The sequence below is a fragment of the Acidobacteriota bacterium genome, assembly GCA_028875725.1.
Lineage (GTDB): Bacteria > Acidobacteriota > Thermoanaerobaculia > Multivoradales > Multivoraceae > Multivorans.
In genome coordinates this window covers 187,260-206,716 of the sequence record JAPPCR010000006.1, presented here as the reverse complement: position 1 = coordinate 206,716, position 19,457 = coordinate 187,260, and the positions used below count along the sequence as shown (strand labels likewise).

1 protein-coding gene (only partly in view) is annotated in these 19,457 nt (G+C 68.6%); it reads left to right on the top strand.

The annotated features are described in order from the left end of the window. A protein-coding gene (locus tag OXI49_02865; GenBank protein ID MDE2689425.1) for a hypothetical protein crosses the window boundary here: on the top strand, window positions 1-19,457 show its 3' portion. The gene continues 11,230 nt to the left of window position 1, outside the view; 19,457 of the gene's 30,687 nt are visible here — the last part of the coding sequence; its start codon lies beyond the left edge, outside the window; its stop codon occupies window positions 19,455-19,457.

Here is a 19,457-nt window from a genome sequence, read left to right as displayed (position 1 = left end):
ACACGCCGACGGTGACACTGGCGCTGAGTCCGTCGTCGATCAGCGAGGACGGCGGCTCAACGACCGTGACGGCCACGCTGGGAGCGGTATCCAGCCAGGCAGTGGTCCTGACTGTGTCGGCTGCTCCGGTGTCCCCAGCGGTGGCAGGCGACTACACGCTGAGCGCCAACAAGACGCTCACCATCACTGCGGGATCGAAGACCAGCACCGGCACGGTGACTGTCACCGCCGTCGACAACTCCGTCGACGCCCCCAACAAGAGCGTCACCGTCTCCGCAACCGCGACGGGCGGCAACGGGGTCGCCGCCCCCTCCGACGTAACGCTGACGATCAACGACGACGAGGGCGCGCCCACCGTGTCGCTGGCGCTGAGTTCTTCGTCGATCACCGAGAACGGCGGTTCCAGCACGGTCACGGCGACGCTCAGCGCCGTGTCCAGCGCCGACGTGACGCTCACCGTCTCCGCGGCCGCGGTATCGCCGGCGACTTCTTCCGACTTCACCCTCAGCACCAACAAGAAGCTCACCATCGCGGCGGGGTCCACGACGAGCACCGGCACGGTGACGATCACGGCCGTCAACAACGACATCGACTCGGCCAGCAAGAGCGTCACCCTGTCGGCGACGGCAACGGGCGGCAACGGGGTTGCGGCGCCATCGAATCAGACTCTGACGATTACGGACGACGACACGCGGACGGTGTCCCTCGTCCTGGGCTCCTCCTCCATCGACGAGGACGGCGGCTCGACGGCCGTGAAGGCGACGCTCAGTGCCGTATCGACCCAGGAGGTCGTCGTGACGGTCTCCGCCGCGGCGGTCTCGCCGGCCGTGGCCGGAGACTTCACGGTGAGCACCAACAAGAAGCTGACCATCGCTGCCGGCGCCACGACCAGCACCGGGACCGTGACGATCACGGCGGTCAACAACACAGTGGACGCGCCGAACAAGAGCGTCACCGTCTCGGCGACCGTCACGGGCGGCCACGGCGCGGCGGCGCCGTCGGATCAGACCCTGACGATCGCGGACGACGACACCGCGACGCTCTCCCTGGTCCTGGCCTCTTCGTCGATCGACGAGGACGGCGGATCCACGGCGGTCGAGGCGACCTTGAGCACGGAGTCGAGCGAGGCCGTGGTCGTGACGGTCTCGGCCGCTCCGGTGTCGCCTGCCGTGGCCGGGGACTTCAGCCTCAGCAGCAACAAGAAGCTGACCATCGCCGCCGGCACCAAGACGAGCACCGGGACCGTGACCGTGACCGCAGTCGACAACGCCGTCGACGCGCCCGACAAGAGCGTCACCGTCTCCGCCACCGCGACGGGCGGCAACTCGATCGCCGCGCCGTCCGACGTGACCTTGACCATCGCGGACGACGAAGACACGCCGACGGCCACCCTGGCGCTGAGTCCGTCGTCGATCGACGAGGATGGTGGCTCGACCACGGTCACGGCGAGCCTGAGCGCGGTTTCGAGCCAGACGGTGGTGGTGACGGTTTCGGCCTCTCCGGTGTCGCCGGCGGTGGCAGGGGACTACACGCTCAGCACCAACAAGAAGCTGACCATCGCCGCAGGGTCCAAGACCAGCACCGGGACCGTGACGATCACGGCGGTCGACAACGACGTGGACGCTCCGAACAAGGGCGTCACCGTCTCCGCCGCCGCCACAGGCGGCAACGGCGTCGCCGCTCCAGCCGATAAGACCCTGACGATCAACGACGACGACGGTACGCCCACCGTCTCCCTGGTGCTGAGTTCGTCGTCGATCACCGAGAACGGCGGCTCCAGCACGATCACTGCAACCCTGAGCGCGGTCTCGAGCGCGGACGTCACGCTGACGGTCTCCGCGGCCGCAGTGTCGCCGGCGACTTCGTCCGACTTCAGCCTGAGCACGAACAAGAAGCTCACCGTCGCAGCCGGCGCCACCACGAGTACCGGCGCCGTGACGATCACGGCCGTCAACAACGACATCGACTCGGCCAGCAAGAGCGTCACGGTCTCGGCCGCCGTCTCCGGCGGCAACGGCGTCGCCGCGCCGTCGAACCAGACCCTGACGATCACCGACGACGACACGCGGACCGTGTCGCTGGTCCTGGGCTCGTCGTCGATCGACGAAGACGGCGGCTCGACGACGGTGAAGGCGACCCTGAGTGCCGTCTCCACCGCGGACGTTGTGGTGACGGTCTCCGCCGCGGCGGTCTCGCCGGCCGTGGCTGGGGACTTCAGCCTAAGCACGAACAAGAAGCTGACCATCGCCGCCGGCACCACGACGAGCACGGGCACGGTGACGATCACGGCGGCCAACAACGATGTCGATGCACCGAACAAGAGCGTCACCGTCTCGGCCACGGCGACCGGCGGCCACGGAGTCGCCGCCCCCTCCGATCAGACCCTGACGATCGCGGACGACGACACCGCGACGCTCTCCCTGGTCCTGGCATCGTCGTCGATCGACGAAGACGGCGGCTCGACGGCGGTCAAGGCGGCGCTGAGCACCGAGTCGAGCGAGGCGGTGGTCGTGACCGTCTCGGCGGCCCCGGTGTCGCCGGCCGTGGCGGGCGACTACACGCTGAGCGCCAACAAGAAACTGACGATCGCCGCCGGCACCAAGACCAGCACAGGGACCGTGACGATCACGGCCGTCGACAACTCGGTGGACGCGCCCGACAAGAGCGTCACCGTCTCCGCCACCGCGACGGGCGGCAACTCGATCGCCGCGCCGTCCGACGTGACCTTGACCATCGCGGACGACGAGGACACGCCGACGGTCTCCCTAGCGCTGGGCTCGTCGTCGATCAGCGAGGACGGGGGTTCGACCACTGTCACGGCAACCCTTAGCGCTGTCTCCAGCGCGGACGTGGTCCTTACCGTCTCGGCTGCTCCGGTGTCGCCGGCCGTGGCGGGGGACTACACGCTCAGCACCAACAGGAAGCTGACCATCGCAGCGGGCTCGACGACCAGCACCGGCGCCGTGACGATCACGGCCGTCAACAACGATGTCGACGCCCCGAACAAGAGCGTCACCGTGTCCGCCACGGCCACAGGCGGCAACGGCGTCGCTGCGCCGTCCAACCAGACCCTGACGATCAACGACGACGAGGGCGCGCCGACGGTGAGCCTGGCGCTGAGCTCGTCATCGATCACCGAGAACGGCGGCTCCACGACCGTGACGGCCTCCCTGAGCGCGGTGTCCAGCGCGGACGTGACCCTTACCGTCTCCGCGGCCGCAGTGTCGCCGGCGACCTCTTCCGACTTCACGCTCACCACCAACAGGAAGCTCACCATCGCGGCGGGCTCGAAGACCAGCACCGGCACGGTGACGATCACGGCCGTAAACAACGACGTCGACTCGGCCAGCAAGAGCATCACCGTCTCCGCGACGGCGACGGGCGGCAACGGCGTCTCGGCCCCGTCGAACCAAACCCTGACGATCACGGACGACGACACGCGGACCGTGTCGCTGGCCTTGGGCTCCTCCTCCATCGACGAGGACGGCGGCTCGACCGCCGTGAAGGCGACACTCAGTGCCGTATCGACCCAGGAAATCGTGGTCACGGTCTCCGCCGCGGCGGTCTCGCCGGCGGTGGCAGGCGACTTCAGCCTCAGCACCAACAAGAAGCTGACCATCGCCGCGGGGGCGACGACCAGCACCGGCACCGTGACGATCACCGCCGTCGACAACGATGTCGACGCCCCCAACAAGAGCGTCACCGTCTCCGGCACGGCGACCGGCGGCCACGGTGTCGCCGCCCCCTCCGATCAGACCCTGACGATCACGGACGACGACACGGCGACCGTGTCGCTGGTCCTGGCCTCGTCGTCGATCAGCGAGGACGGAGGCTCGACGGCGGTCAAGGCGACCTTGAGCACGGAGTCGAGCCAGGACGTCACGCTGACCGTCTCGGCTGCTCCGGTGTCGCCGGCCGTGGCAGGCGACTACACGCTGAGCGCCAACAAGAAGCTGACGATCGCCGCCGGCACCAAGACCAGCACCGGCACGGTGACCATCACGGCCGCCGACAACGCCGTTGACGCGCCCGACAAGAGCGTCACCGTTTCGGCGACAGCCTCCGGCGGCAACAACGTCGCCGCCCCCTCCGATGTGACGCTGACGATCAACGACGACGAGGACACGCCGGCGGTCTCCCTGGCGCTCAGTTCGTCGTCGATCTCCGAGAACGGCGGCTCGACGACGGTCACGGCGAGCCTGAACCGGACGTCGAGCCAGGCGGTGGTGGTGACGGTCTCCGCTTCCCCGGTGTCGCCGGCCGTGGCGGGAGACTTCTCCCTAAGCACGGACAAGAAGCTGACGATCGCTGCGGGATCCAAGACCAGCACCGGCACCGTGACCATCACGGCTGTCGACAACGATGTCGACGCACCCAACAAGAGCGTCACCGTGTCCGCCACGGCCACAGGCGGCAACGGCGTCGCTGCGCCGTCCAACCAGACCCTGACGATCAACGACGACGAGGGCGCGCCCACCGTGTCGCTGGCGCTGAGTTCTTCGTCGATCACCGAGAACGGCGGCTCCAGCACGGTCACGGCGACGCTCAGCGCCGTCTCCAGCGCGGACGTGACGCTCACCGTCTCCGCGGCCGCGGTATCGCCGGCGACTTCTTCGGACTTCACCCTCAGCACGAACAAGACCCTGACCATCGCGGCGGGGGCAACCACGAGCAGCGGCACGGTGACGATCACGGCCGTCAACAACAACGTCGACTCGGCCAGCAAGAGCGTCACCGTGTCGGCCGCCGTCTCGGGCGGCAACGGCGTCGCCGCGCCGGCCAACCAGACCCTGACGATCACCGACGACGACACGCGGACGGTGTCCCTGGTCCTGGCCTCGTCCTCCATCGACGAAGACGGCGGCTCCACGACCGTGAAGGCGACGCTCAGTGCCGTATCGAGCCAGGAGGTCGTCGTGACGGTCTCCGCCGCGGCGGTTTCGCCGGCCGTGGCCGCGGACTTCTCTCTCAGCAGCAACAAGAAGCTGACCATCGCCGCCGGCGCCACGACGAGCACCGGGACCGTGACGATCACGGCGGTCAACAACACAGTGGACGCGCCGAACAAGAGCGTCACCGTCTCGGCAACCGTCACGGGCGGCCACGGCGCGGCGGCGCCGTCCGATCAGACGCTGACGATCGCGGACGACGACACGGCTACGGTGTCGCTGGTCCTCGGCTCGTCGTCGATCGACGAGGACGGTGGCTCGACGGCCGTGAAGGCGACACTGAGCACGGAGTCGAGCCAGGCCGTCGTCGTGACGGTCTCGGCGGCTCCGGTATCTCCGGCCGCCGCAGGCGATTACACGCTAAGCGCCAACAAGAAGCTGACGATCGCTGCCGGGTCGAAGACGAGCACCGGGAGCGTGACCGTCACCGCGGTCGATAACGCGGTGGACGCGCCGGACAAGAGCGTCACCGTTTCGGCGACAGCCTCAGGCGGCAACAACGTCGCCGCCCCCTCCGATGTAACGCTAACGATCGACGACGACGAGGACACGCCGACGGTCTCTCTGGCGCTGGGGTCGTCGTCGATCTCCGAAGACGGCGGCTCCACCACTGTCTCGGCGACACTGAACGCCGTCTCGAGCCAGGCGGTTGTGGTGACGGTCTCTGCCTCTCCGGTCTCGCCGGCCGTGGCCGGGGACTTCTCTCTCAGCGCCAACAAGACCCTGACCATCGCAGCGGGATCCACGACCAGTACCGGCACGGTGACGATCACCGCGGTCAACAACGACGTCGACGCACCCAACAAGAGCGTCACCGTCTCGGCAACCGCGACGGGCGGCAACGGGGTGTCGGCGCCGTCGAATCAGACGCTGACGATCAACGACGACGAGGGCGCGCCGACAGTGGCCCTGGTCCTGAGCTCCTCCTCGATCACCGAGAACGGCGGCTCCACGACCGTGACGGCCTCCCTGAGCGCCGTCTCGAGCGCGGACGTGACGCTGACCGTCTCCGCGGCCGCGGTATCGCCGGCGACTTCTTCCGACTTCACCCTCAGCACCAACAAGAAGCTGACCATCGCGGCCGGCTCAAAGACCAGCACCGGCACGGTGACGATCACGGCCGTAAACAACGACGTCGACTCGGCCAGCAAGAGCGTCACCGTGTCGGCCGCCGTCTCCGGCGGCAACGGCGTCTCGGCGCCGTCGAACCAGACCCTGACGATCACCGACGACGACACGCGGACCGTGTCGCTGGTCCTGGGCTCGTCGTCGATCGACGAAGACGGCGGCTCGACGACGGTGAAGGCGACCCTGAGTGCCGTCTCCACCGCGGACGTTGTGGTGACGGTCTCCGCCGCGGCGGTCTCGCCGGCCGTGGCTGGGGACTTCAGCCTAAGCACGAACAAGAAGCTCACCATCGCAGCCGGCGCCACGACGAGCACAGGCACGGTGACGATCACGGCGGTCAACAACACGGTCGACGCACCCAACAAGAGCATCACGGTCTCCGGCACGGCGACCGGCGGCAACGGAGTCGCCGCCCCCTCCGATCAGACCCTGACGATCACGGACGACGACACCGCGACTCTCTCCCTCGTCCTCGGCTCCTCCTCGATCGACGAAGACGGCGGCTCGACGGCCGTGAAGGCGACGCTGAACACGGAGTCCAGCCAGGAGGTCGTGGTGACGGTCTCGGCTGCTCCGGTGTCGCCGGCAGTGGCAGGCGACTACACGCTCAGCAGCAACAAGAAGCTCACCATCACTGCGGGATCGAAGACCAGCACCGGCACGGTGACGATCACCGCGGTCGACAACGCGGTGGACGCGCCCGACAAGAGCGTCACCGTGTCCGCAACCGCGACGGGCGGCAACTCGATCGCCGCACCGTCCGACGTGACCTTGACCATCGCGGACGACGAGGACACGCCGACCGTCTCCCTGGTCCTGAGTTCGTCGTCGGTTTCCGAAGACGGCGGATCCAGCACTGTCACGGCAACCCTGAGCGCCGTGTCCAGTCAGGCCGTGGTAGTGACCGTCTCCGCTTCTCCGGTATCGCCGGCGGTGGCCGGGGACTTCAGTCTCAGCGCCAACAAGGCCCTCACGATCGCGGCCGGTTCCAAGACCAGCACCGGCGCCGTGACGATCACCGCGGTCAACAACTCCGTCGACGCGCCCAACAAGAGCGTCACCGTCTCGGCGACAGTCACGGGCGGCAACGGCGCCGCCGCGCCGTCGAATCAGACGCTGACGATCAACGACGACGAGGGCGCGCCAACGGTGAGTCTGGCGCTGAGCTCCTCGTCGATCACCGAGGACGGCGGCTCCAGCACGGTCACGGCGACGCTCAGCTCGGTCTCCAGCGCGGACGTCACGCTCACCGTCTCCGCAGCCGCGGTCTCGCCTGCCACTTCTTCCGACTTCACCCTCAGCACCAACAAGAAGCTGACCATCGCGGCGGGCTCCACCACCAGCACCGGCACGGTGACGATCACGGCCGTCAACAACAACGTCGACTCGGCCAGCAAGAGCGTCACCGTGTCGGCCGCCGTCTCGGGCGGCAACGGCGTCGCCGCGCCGGCCAACCAGACCCTGACGATCACCGACGACGACACGCGAACGGTGTCGCTGACCCTGGGCTCGTCGTCGATCGACGAAGACGGCGGCTCGACCGCCGTGAAGGCGACACTCAGTGCCGTATCGACCCAGGAAATCGTGGTCACGGTCTCCGCCGCGGCGGTCTCGCCGGCGGTGGCAGGCGACTTCAGCCTCAGCACCAACAAGAAGCTGACCATCGCCGCGGGGGCGACGACCAGCACCGGCACCGTGACGATCACCGCCGTCGACAACGATGTCGACGCCCCCAACAAGAGCGTCACCGTCTCCGGCACGGCGACCGGCGGCCACGGTGTCGCCGCCCCCTCCGATCAGACCCTGACGATCACGGACGACGACACGGCGACCGTGTCGCTGGTCCTGGCCTCGTCGTCGATCAGCGAGGACGGAGGCTCGACGGCGGTCAAGGCGACCTTGAGCACGGAGTCCAGCCAGGACGTCACCCTGACCGTCTCGGCTTCTCCGGTGTCGCCAGCCGTGGCGGGGGACTACACCCTCAGCAGCAACAAGAAGCTGACGATCACGGCGGGGTCCAAGACCAGCACCGGCACGGTGACGATCACCGCGGTCGACAACGCGGTGGACGCGCCCGACAAGAGCGTCACCGTGTCCGCAACCGCGACGGGCGGCAACTCGATCGCCGCACCGTCCGACGTGACCTTGACCATCGCGGACGACGAGGACACGCCGACCGTCTCCCTGGTCCTGAGTTCGTCGTCGGTTTCCGAAGACGGCGGATCCAGCACTGTCACGGCAACCCTGAGCGCCGTGTCCAGTCAGGCCGTGGTAGTGACCGTCTCCGCTGCTCCGGTTTCCCCGGCCCTGGCGGGCGACTACACGCTGAGCGCCAACAAGAAGTTGACGATCGCCGCCGGAACCAAGACCAGCACCGGCACGGTGACGATCACCGCGGTCGACAACGACGTCGACGCTCCCAACAAGAGCGTCACGATCTCCGCTACCGTCACAGGCGGCAACGGGATCGGCGCGCCCTCGGACGTGACGCTTGGCATCGCAGACGACGAAGACACGCCCACCGTCTCCCTGGTCCTGAGCTCCTCCTCGATCACCGAGAACGGCGGCTCGACGACCGTGACGGCAAGCCTGAACCGGATCTCGAGCCAGGCCGTGGTGGTGACCGTGTCGGCATCTCCGGTGTCGCCGGCCGTGGCCGGGGACTTCAGTCTCAGCGCCAACAAGGCCCTCACGATCGCGGCCGGTTCCAAGACCAGCACCGGCGCCGTGACGATCACCGCGGTCAACAACTCCGTCGACTCCCCCAACAAGAGCGTCACCGTCTCCGCCTCCGCCTCTGGCGGCAACGGTGTCTCGACGCCGTCGAACGTGACCTTGACGATCAACGACGACGAAGGCGCGCCCACCGTGTCGCTGGTCCTGAGCTCGTCGTCGATCACCGAGAGCGGCGGCTCCAGCACGGTCACCGCGACGCTCAGCGCGGTCTCCAGCGCGGACGTGACCCTGACCGTCTCCGCGAGCGCGGTGTCGCCGGCGACTTCTTCCGATTTCACGCTCAGCGCCAACAAGAAGCTCACCATCGCGGCGGGCTCGAAGACCAGCACCGGCACGGTGACGATCACGGCCGTAAACAACGACGTCGACTCGGCCAGCAAGAGCATCACCGTCTCCGCGACGGCGACGGGCGGCAACGGCGTTGCGGCGCCGGCCAACCAGACCCTGACGATCACCGACGACGACACGCGGACGGTGGCGCTGGCCTTGGGCTCATCCTCCATCGACGAGGACGGGGGCTCCACCGCCGTGAAGGCGACCCTGAGCGCGAGCTCGAGCCAGGAGGTCGTCGTCACGGTCTCCGCCGCGGCCGTATCGCCGGCCGTGGCCGGGGACTTCAGCCTGAGCACGAACAAGAAGCTGACCATCGCGGCGGGGTCCACGACGAGCACCGGCACGGTGACGATCACCGCCGTCGACAACGACGTCGATGCACCCAACAAGAGCGCCACCGTCTCCGCCACGGCGACGGGCGGCCACGGTGTCGCCGCCCCCTCCGATCAGACCCTGACGATCGCGGACGACGACACGGCGACGCTCTCCCTGGTCCTCGGCTCCTCGTCGATCGACGAGGACGGCGGCTCGACTGCGGTCAAGGCGACCTTGAGCACGGAGTCCAGCCAGAACGTCACCCTGACCGTCTCGGCTTCTCCGGTGTCGCCAGCCGTGGCGGGGGACTACACCCTCAGCAGCAACAAGAAGCTGACGATCACGGCGGGGTCCAAGACCAGCACCGGCACGGTGACGATCACCGCGGTCGACAACGCGGTGGACGCGCCCAACAAGAGCGTCACCGTCTCCGCCACCGCCACCGGCGGCAACGGAGTGGCCGCGCCGTCGAACCAGACCCTGACGATCAACGACGACGAGGACACGCCGACGGTCTCCCTGGCGCTGGGATCGTCGGCGGTTTCCGAAGACGGCGGCTCCACCACTGTCACGGCAACCCTGAGCGCCGTGTCCAGTGCGGACGTCACGCTGACCGTCTCCGCTTCGCCGGTGTCGCCGGCCGTAGCGGGGGACTTCACGCTCAGCACCAACAAGACCCTTACGATCGCGGCGGGGACGACAACGAGCACGGGCGCCGTAACGATCACCGGCGTCGACAACAACGTTGACGCCCCGAACAAGAGCGTAACCGTGTCCGCCACGGCCACGGGCGGCAACGGCGTCGCAGCCCCCTCCGACGTAACGCTGACGATCAACGACGACGAGGGCGCGCCAACGGTGAGTTTGGCGCTGAGCTCCTCGTCGATCACCGAGAACGGCGGCTCAAGCACGGTCACGGCGACGCTCAGCGCAGTCTCCAGCGCGGACGTCACGCTGACCGTCTCCGCGGCCGCAGTGTCGCCGGCGACCTCTTCCGACTTCACGCTCAGCACCAACAAGAAGCTCACCATCGCCGCGGGCTCCAAGACCAGCACCGGTACGGTGACGATCACAGCCGTAAACAACGACGTCGACTCGGTCACCAAGAGCGTTACCGTGTCGGCCGCCGTCTCCGGCGGCAACGGAGTCTCGGCCCCGTCGAACCAGACGCTGACGATCACGGACGACGACAAGCGGACGGTGTCGCTGGTCCTGGGCTCGTCCTCCATCGACGAGGACGGCGGCTCGACCACCGTGAAGGCCACCCTGAGCGCCGTCTCCACCGCGGACGTCGTAGTGACCGTCTCCGCCTCGGCGGTAACGCCGGCCGTGGCAAGCGACTTCAGCCTGAGCACGAACAAGAAGCTGACCATCGCGGCGGGGTCCACGACGAGCACCGGCACGGTGACGATCACCGCCGTCGACAACGACGTCGATGCACCCAACAAGAGCGCCACCGTCTCCGCCACGGCGACGGGCGGCCACGGTGTCGCCGCCCCCTCCGATCAGACCCTGACGATCGCGGACGACGACACGGCGACGCTCTCCCTCGTCCTCGGCTCCTCCTCGATCGACGAGGACGGAGGCTCGACGGCCGTGAAGGCGACCTTGAGCACGGAGTCCAGCCAGGACGTCACCCTGACCGTCTCCGCTGCTCCGGTGTCGCCGGCCGTGGCAGGCGACTACACGCTGAGCGCCAACAAGAAGCTCACCATCGCCGCCGGCACCAAGACCAGCACAGGCACGGTGACCATCACGGCCGCCGACAACGACATCGACGCGCCCAACAAGAGCGTCACCGTCTCCGCCACCGCGACCGGCGGCAACGGCGTCGCCGCGCCGGCCAACCAGACCCTGACCATCAACGACGACGACACGGCGACGCTCTCCCTGGTCCTCGGCTCCTCCTCGATCACCGAGAACGGCGGCTCTACGGCCGTCACCGCGACGCTGAGCAAGGAGTCGAGCCAGGCGGTGGTGTTGACAGTCTCCGCTGCACCGGTCTCGCCAGCCGTGGCGGGGGACTACACCCTCAGCACGAACAAGAAGCTGACCATCGCGGCCGGCTCGAAGACCAGCACCGGCACGGTGACGATCACAGCAGTCAACAACTCCGTCGACGCCCCCAACAAGAGCGTCACCGTGTCTGCCGCGGCGACGGGCGGCAACGGGGTCGCCGCTCCCTCCAATGTGACGCTGACGATCACCGACGACGAGGGCGCGCCGACGGTGAGCCTGGCGTTGAGTTCCTCGTCGATCAGCGAGAACGGCGGCTCGACCACGGTCACCGCGACCCTGGGCGCCGTCTCCAGTCAGGCGGTGATCCTGACCGTCTCCGCGTCTCCGGTCTCGCCGGCGACCTCTTCCGACTTCACCCTCAGCGCGAACAAGAAGCTCACGATCGCTGCGGGGTCCAAGACCAGCACCGGCACGGTGACGATCACGGCGGTCAACAACGACGTCGATTCGGCGAGCAAGAGCGTCACCGTGTCGGCCGCCGTCTCCGGCGGCAACGGCGTCTCGGCGCCGGCCAACCAGACCCTGACGATCACGGACGACGACAAGCGGACGGTGTCGCTGGTCCTCGGCTCGTCCTCCATCGACGAGGACGGCGGCTCGACGAGCGTGAAGGCGACCCTGAGCGCAGCATCGGGCCAGGACGTAGTGGTCACGATCTCCGCTTCTCCGAAGTCGCCGGCCGTGGCCGGGGACTTCAGCCTCAGCACGAACAAGAAGCTCACCATCGCCGCCGGAGCGACGACCAGCACGGGCACGGTCACCATCACCGCCGCGGACAACTCCGTGGTGGCGGCCAACAAGAAGGTCACGGTGTCGGCAACCGCGACGGGCGGCAACGGCGTGGCCGCGCCCTCCAACCAGACCCTGACGATCACCGAAGACGACGCCGCGACCCTCGCCTTCGAGTCGGCCACGGTCACGGCGCTAGAAGGCGAGAAGGCGAGCTTCACCGTCAGTCTCAGCAAGACCGTCGCCAGCGACGTCACGTTCTCCTGGAAGACCGCCGACGGCACCGCCACCGCCGGCAGCGACTACACGGCGCAGGCGGCGACCTCGGTCACCCTCTCCCCTGGCGACACCTCCGTGGTCCTGAAGGTTCAAACCACCACCGACGCGGTGCACGAGCGCTTCGAGACGTTCACCGCCACCATCAGCGCCGGCAGTCTGCCAACGGGCGTGAGCCTGGGCACGGCAACTGCCACCGCCACCATTGGCGACGACGCCACAGCGCCCGGCGGGGTCCTGCCCACCGTGTCGCTGGCGCTCGGCTCGTCACCCATCTCCGAGAACGGCGGCTCGACCACGGTCACGGCGAGCCTGAGCGCGGTTTCGAGTCAGGCGGTAACGCTGACTGTCTCCGCCGCCCCGGTCTCGCCAGCGGCAGCAGGGGACTTCACGCTCAGCACGAACAAGAAGCTGACGATCGCCGCCGGCGCCACGACCAGCACCGGGACCGTCACCATCACCGCCGTCGACAACGATGTCGACGCCCCCAACAAGAGCGTCACCGTCTCCGCCACCGCGACCGGCGGCAACGGCGTCGCCGCGCCGTCGAATCAGACGCTGACGATCAACGACGACGACACGGCGACGCTCTCCCTGGTCCTCGGCTCGTCCTCGATCACCGAGAACGGCGGCTCCAGCACGGTCACGGCGACGCTGAGCAAGGCGTCGAGTCAGGCGGCGGTGTTGACGGTTTCGGCCGCTCCGGTGTCGCCTGCGGTGGCAGGCGACTACACGCTGAGCACGAACAAGAAGCTCACCATCGCCGCCGGCGCAACGACCAGCACCGGCACCGTGACGATCACCGCCGTCGACAACGACGTCGACGCGCCGAACAAGAGCGTCACCGTCTCGGCCACCGCGACCGGCGGCAACGGCGTCGCAGCACCGTCGAACCAGACGCTGACGATCAACGACGACGACACCGCGACCCTCTCCCTGGTGCTGGGGTCGGCGTCGATCACCGAGAACGGCGGATCGACGGCCGTCACCGCGACGCTGAGCAAGGAGTCGAGCCAGGCGGTGGTGTTGACGGTTTCGGCCGCACCCGTCTCGCCGGCCGTGGCGGGGGACTACACCCTCAGCACCAACAAGAAGCTCACCATCGCCGCCGGCGCAACGACCAGCACCGGCACCGTGACGATCACAGCGGTCGACAACGATGTCGACGCCCCGAACAAGAGCGTCACCGTCTCGGCAACCGCCACCGGCGGCAACGGCGTCGCCGCGCCGTCGAACCAGACCCTGACCATCACCGACGACGAGGGCGCGCCGACGGTGAGCCTGGCGCTGAGTTCTTCGTCGATCACCGAGAACGGAGGCTCCAGCACGGTCACGGCGACGCTCAGCGCGGTGTCGAGCTCGGACGTCACCCTGACCGTCTCCGCGGCCGCCGTGTCGCCGGCGACTTCTTCCGACTTCACCCTCAGCACCAACAAGAAGCTGACCATCGCGGCCGGGGCAACCACGAGCACCGGCACCGTGACGATCACGGCCGTCGACAACAATGCCGACTCGGCCAGCAAGAGCGTCACCGTGTCGGCCTCCGTCTCCGGCGGCAACAACGTCGCCGCTCCCTCCAACGTGACCCTGACGATCACGGACGACGACACGCGGACCGTGTCCTTGGTCCTGGGCTCCTCCTCGATCAGCGAGAACGGCGGCTCGACCACCGTCAAGGCGACTCTGAGCGCCGTCTCCACCGCAGATGTCACGCTGACCGTCTCCGCGGCGCCCGTCTCGCCGGCAACAGCGTCCGACTTCAGTCTGAGCACGAACAAGAAGCTCACCATCGCCGCCGGGGCAACGACGAGCACGGGCACGGTCACCATCACCGCCGCGGACAACTCAGTGGTGGCGGTCAACAAACAGGTCACGGTCTCCGCCACCGTCTCGGGCGGCAACGGCGTGGCGGCGCCCTCGAACCAGACCCTCACGATTACCGAAGACGACGCCGCGATACTCGCTTTCGGGTCGACCGCGGTGACGGCGGTTGAAGGCGAGAAGGCAAGTTTCACCGTCACCCTCAGCAAGCCCGCCGTCAGCGACGTCACGTTCTCCTGGCAGACCGCCGACGGCACCGCCACCGCCGGCAGCGACTACACGGCACAGGCGGCGACCTCGGTCACCCTCGCCACCGGTACCACCTCCGTGGTCCTGGAGATTCAAACCGCGACCGACAGCGTGTACGAGGGGAGTGAGACGTTCACGGCAACGATCAGCGCCAGCAATCTGCCTACCGGCGTGAGCCTGGGCGCCGCCACCGCGACCGCCACGATTGGCGACGATCCCCAGTCGCCCGGCGGCGTCCTGCCCACCGTGTCGCTGGCGCTCGGCTCGTCCTCTATCGCCGAGAACGGCGGGGCGACGGCCGTCACGGCGACCTTGAGCGCGGTGTCGAGCCAGGCGGTGGTGCTGACGGTTTCGGCTGCACCGGTCTCGCCGGCCGTGGCAGGGGACTTCACGCTCAGCACCAACAAGAAGCTGACCATCGCCGCCGGAGCGACGACCAGCACCGGAACCGTGACGATCACCGCCGTCGACAACGACGTCGACGCCCCCAACAAGAGCGTCACCGTCTCCGCCACCGCCACCGGCGGCAACGGAGTGGCCGCGCCGTCCAACCAGACCCTGACGATCAACGACGACGAGGGCACACCCACCGCCTCCCTCGTCCTGGGCTCGTCGTCGATCACCGAGAACGGCGGCTCGACTACCGTGACTGCGACCCTGAGCGCCGTCTCCAACACGGACGTCACGCTGACTGTCTCCGCTTCTGCCGTGTCGCCGGCAACGGCGTCCGACTTCAGTCTCAGCACGAACAAGACACTCACCGTCGCCGCCGGCGCAACGACCAGCACCGGCACGGTGACCATCACCGCCGTCGACAACGAGGTGGACACCCCGGACAAGCAGGTCACGGTGTCCGCGACCATCTCCGGCGGCAATGGAATCGCGGCACCGGCGAATCAGACGTTGACCATCGAGGACGACGATTCGACAACACGAACACCGCCCGGTTCTCCGTCGACAACGACGCTGTCCATCGGGCCGGCGTCCCAGACGATCACGGAAGGTGAATCGGCTTCATTCACCGTCTCGCTGTCGCAGGTCTTGACCACTGACGTCAGCTTCCACTGCACGACGAGCGACGGGTCGGCGACCGGAGGCGTGGACTACACGGCCGTTTCGGCGCAGATAGACACGATCACGGCCGGCGCGACGGAGATCGTGCTCACCGTTCCGACTTCCGGCGACTCGGATGAAGAGGGCGAGGAGACCTTCACGATGACGATGGCGGCGGACGACCTGCCTGCCGGCGTGACGCTCGGCAGCACCACCGTCACCGTGACGATCACCGACGATGGGCAGGAGCCGGAGTCTGCACCGGCACCTCCGCCCCCTCCAAGCCCGGTGCTGTCGATCGATTCCCCGGATCAGACCGTGTCCGAAGGTCAGGTCGCCAGGGTTACGGTCTCCCTCTCCAGGCCGCTAGCCAACGACCTCTCCTTCTTGTGGGCCACTGAGAACGGAACTGCAAGGGCACGCGCCGACTATCGCGGCCCACGGTCGACCGCCACCGCCGTCATCGCCGCGGGCGAGACCTCCACGACACTCGCCATCCGGACCGTCGACGACACCGACATGGAGGAGAACGAGACCTTCGCGATCGTGCTGATCGCCGACGATGTGCCCGCCGACGTCGACATTGGCGCGAACCGCGCCACTGTCACGATCGTGGACGATGACGAGGCGGTCCTGTCGATCGGTCCCGCGTCGCAAGCCGTCGCCGAAGGCGAAGCCGCCGCCCTCACCGTGTCCCTATCCTCGCCCGTGTCGAGCGACGTCAGCTTTTCCTGGCGAGCCGACGAAGGCTCGGCCACGGCGGAAGCCGACTTCACCGCGACGCCCGACGGAACCGTGACGATCACCGCCGGCGAGACCGAGGCCACCCTCACGATCCCGACCGCCGGCGACGACCTCGTCGAAGGTGAGGAGACCTTCACCGTGCGACTGAGCGCATCCTCGCTACCCGACCGGTGCGTGCTCGGCGCCACCGAGGCCACGGTCACGATCAAGGACGACGACAGGGCGACCCTGTCCATCTCCGACGTCTCCGTCGACGAGGGCGACACGGCGTCGGTCACCGTCTCGATCTCCGGCACCCTCGCTAGCGAACTCGCCCTCGGCTGGCAAACGACCGACGACACCGCCGTTGACGGCGCCGACTACACCGCGCAGCCCTACACCGAAACGGTCTTCGCCGCCGGCGAGACGACGAAGACCCTGTCGATCCCCACCGCCGACGACAGCCTCGTCGAAGGCGACGAGACCTTCCTCGTCACCATCGAGCCTCTCGACCTTCCACCGGGCGTCGACCTCGGCGCGACCGCCGCGACCGCCACGATCACCGACGACGACCGTGCGGTGCTGTCGGTCGGCCCATCGCCTCAGACCGTTCGCGAGGGCGGCACCGTGCACTTCAAGATCGAGATCTCCGCGGCGGTCGACCACGACCTGACCGTCTCCTGGTACACGGTCGGCGGCGACGCCGAGGCCGGAACGGACTACGTCTTCGCGTCCGGCACCGTGACCTTCGCCGCCGGCGACACCAAGGGCAAGTCGATCTCGGTCAAGACCGTCTCGGACACGACCATCGAAGAGGAGGAGACGTTCACGATCGTGCTCGAGACTGTCGACGCGCCACCCGCTGGCGTGACGCTCGATCCGCCGGCGGAAGTGAAGATCGGCGACGTGAACAAACGGCCGGTGGCGGACGCCGGCGACGACATCACGGTCGATCCGGGCGAGCCGGTGACACTCGACGGATCGGGAAGCTCGGACCGTGAGAGCGGCCCGCTGACCTGGTCCTGGAGCCAGACCGGCGGAGAACCCGTCGACCTGTCCGACGCCTCGTCCGTGAATCCCATGTTCATCGCGCCCAACCCGCCCGGCGCCCTGACCTTCTCCCTGGTCGTCAACGACGGCATCGCGACCAGCGAACCGGATCGCGTGACCGTCACGGTTCGAGACGCGAAGCCGCGCTTCCTGGAGACCGTCGACGACATGAGCTACGTCGCCGGCAGGCGAATCGACCCGATGCCGCTGCCGGCGGCCTCCGGAGGCAACGGCACCCTGGCTTACCGCCTCGAGTCCCAGCCTGCCGGACTCGCCGGCCTCGACTTCGACCCGGCCTCGCGGGTGCTCTCTGGAGTGCCTCAACAGGCCGGCCGCTTCACCTTCACCTACCGGGCGGAGGACGCGGACGACGACCGCTCCCTCGGCGATGCCGCGGTGCAGAGCTTCCAGGTGCTGGTCGACGCGACAGCGGAGAAGGCGGCCCTCAAGAGGGCGCTGGCCGGATTCGGCCGCGGCACGCTGTTCGGAGCGATCGAGAGCATCGGCTACCGGTTCTCCGAGACGCCGGGCGGCGGAGTCCTCTCGGTGGCCGGGCAGCAGGTGCCGTTCGACGACTCGGCAACCGGCGCCGCGGCGACGGGGAGCAGCTTCTCTTCCGGCTTCGGCCAGTCCCTGTTCGGCGGCGGCGGCGGCTGGGGACCGGGTCTCGGCGGCGCCCAGGGATCGGGCTTCGGATTCGGCCCGGGCGCGTTCGGAGGCGGCTTCGGCGGCTGGAGCTACGGTCCCGGCATGGGCACGCCACCGTTCGGCGGCGGCTTCGGCCTCGACAGCTTCGATATCTCGGGCTCGCCGCCGGCCGCCCCGGAGATCCTCGATCGCCGCGAGCGGACGGCCCGTCTGCTCGGCGGCACCTCCTTCGTGCTGCCGTTGCTCCAGCAGTCGGCGAACGGCGAGGAAGCCCAGCCCGACAGCGAGCGGAAGAGACGGCTCACCCTCTGGGGCCGGGGCCACGTCTACCGCTTCCGCGGCGATCCCGGCGACTCCAGCTTCGACGGCGAGCTCCAGACCGCCTGGATCGGCCTCGACGCCCGTGGACGCCGCTGGCTGGCCGGAGCGGCGGTGTCCTTCGCTGTCGACGCCGTGGCGGACTACGCCTTCGGCGACGAGGGCGCGATGGACGGACGCCTCGAGATGAGCATGGCGGCCGTCTACCCGTACGCGCGGTTCACGACCGAGAGCGGCGCCGAGTTCTGGGCCCTGCTCGGCGCCGGCAGCGGCGACGCGACGACCCACCGCCGGGACGCGGACCGAGAAGCAAGCGACGCCAGCCTCGCGATCGGCGCCGCCGGCATGCGCCAGCCGCTCAAACTGAAGAACACACGGACCGAGCTCGCCCTGCGCGCGGAAGCCGGCTTCGCCCGCATCGAGACCGCGGGCGGTGAGCGGGCGATCGACGACCTGAGCGCCGACACCGGCTTCGCCAGGCTCGGGCTGGAGGCGTCGCGCGAGTTCAGCCTTGGGAACTCCAACTCGCTGACTCCCTTCGCCCAGGTCTCCGGCCGCTTCGACGACGGCGACGACGTGAGCGGCGCCGGACTCGAAGTCGCGGGCGGCCTGCGTGTCGCAAGTTCCAGGTTCCAGGTCGAACTCCAGGGGCGGACCCTCGCCCTGCACGAAGAGTCCGGCTACCGGGAACGGGGCGCCAGCATCACCGCCCGCATGAACCCGGCCACCGACGGCAGCGGCCTCTCGCTCTCCCTCGGCCCGACCTGGGGCGCGGCCAACGGCGGCGACAGCCTCTGGCGCGACGAGATGCCGCGAGGCAACTTCGCGGGCTCCCACGAAGCCGGCGTCCAGGCCGGCATCGGCTACGGCTTCGCCTTCGACCGCATCCGCGCGGTCCTCACTCCGCTGCTTGAAGTCCGCATCGCCCAGGACACGAACCTGCGCCTCGGCGCCCGCTTCGCGCCGGCGAACGGCGCCGGCTCGTTCGCTCCCGGCGCAACCAGGGAAAGCGGCCGCACCTTCGAACTGCAGCTCGGACTCGAACGGCGCGAGAGCGACCAGGCGAAGCCCGAGCACCTCGTCTCCGCCGAGTACCGAATCCGCTTCTAG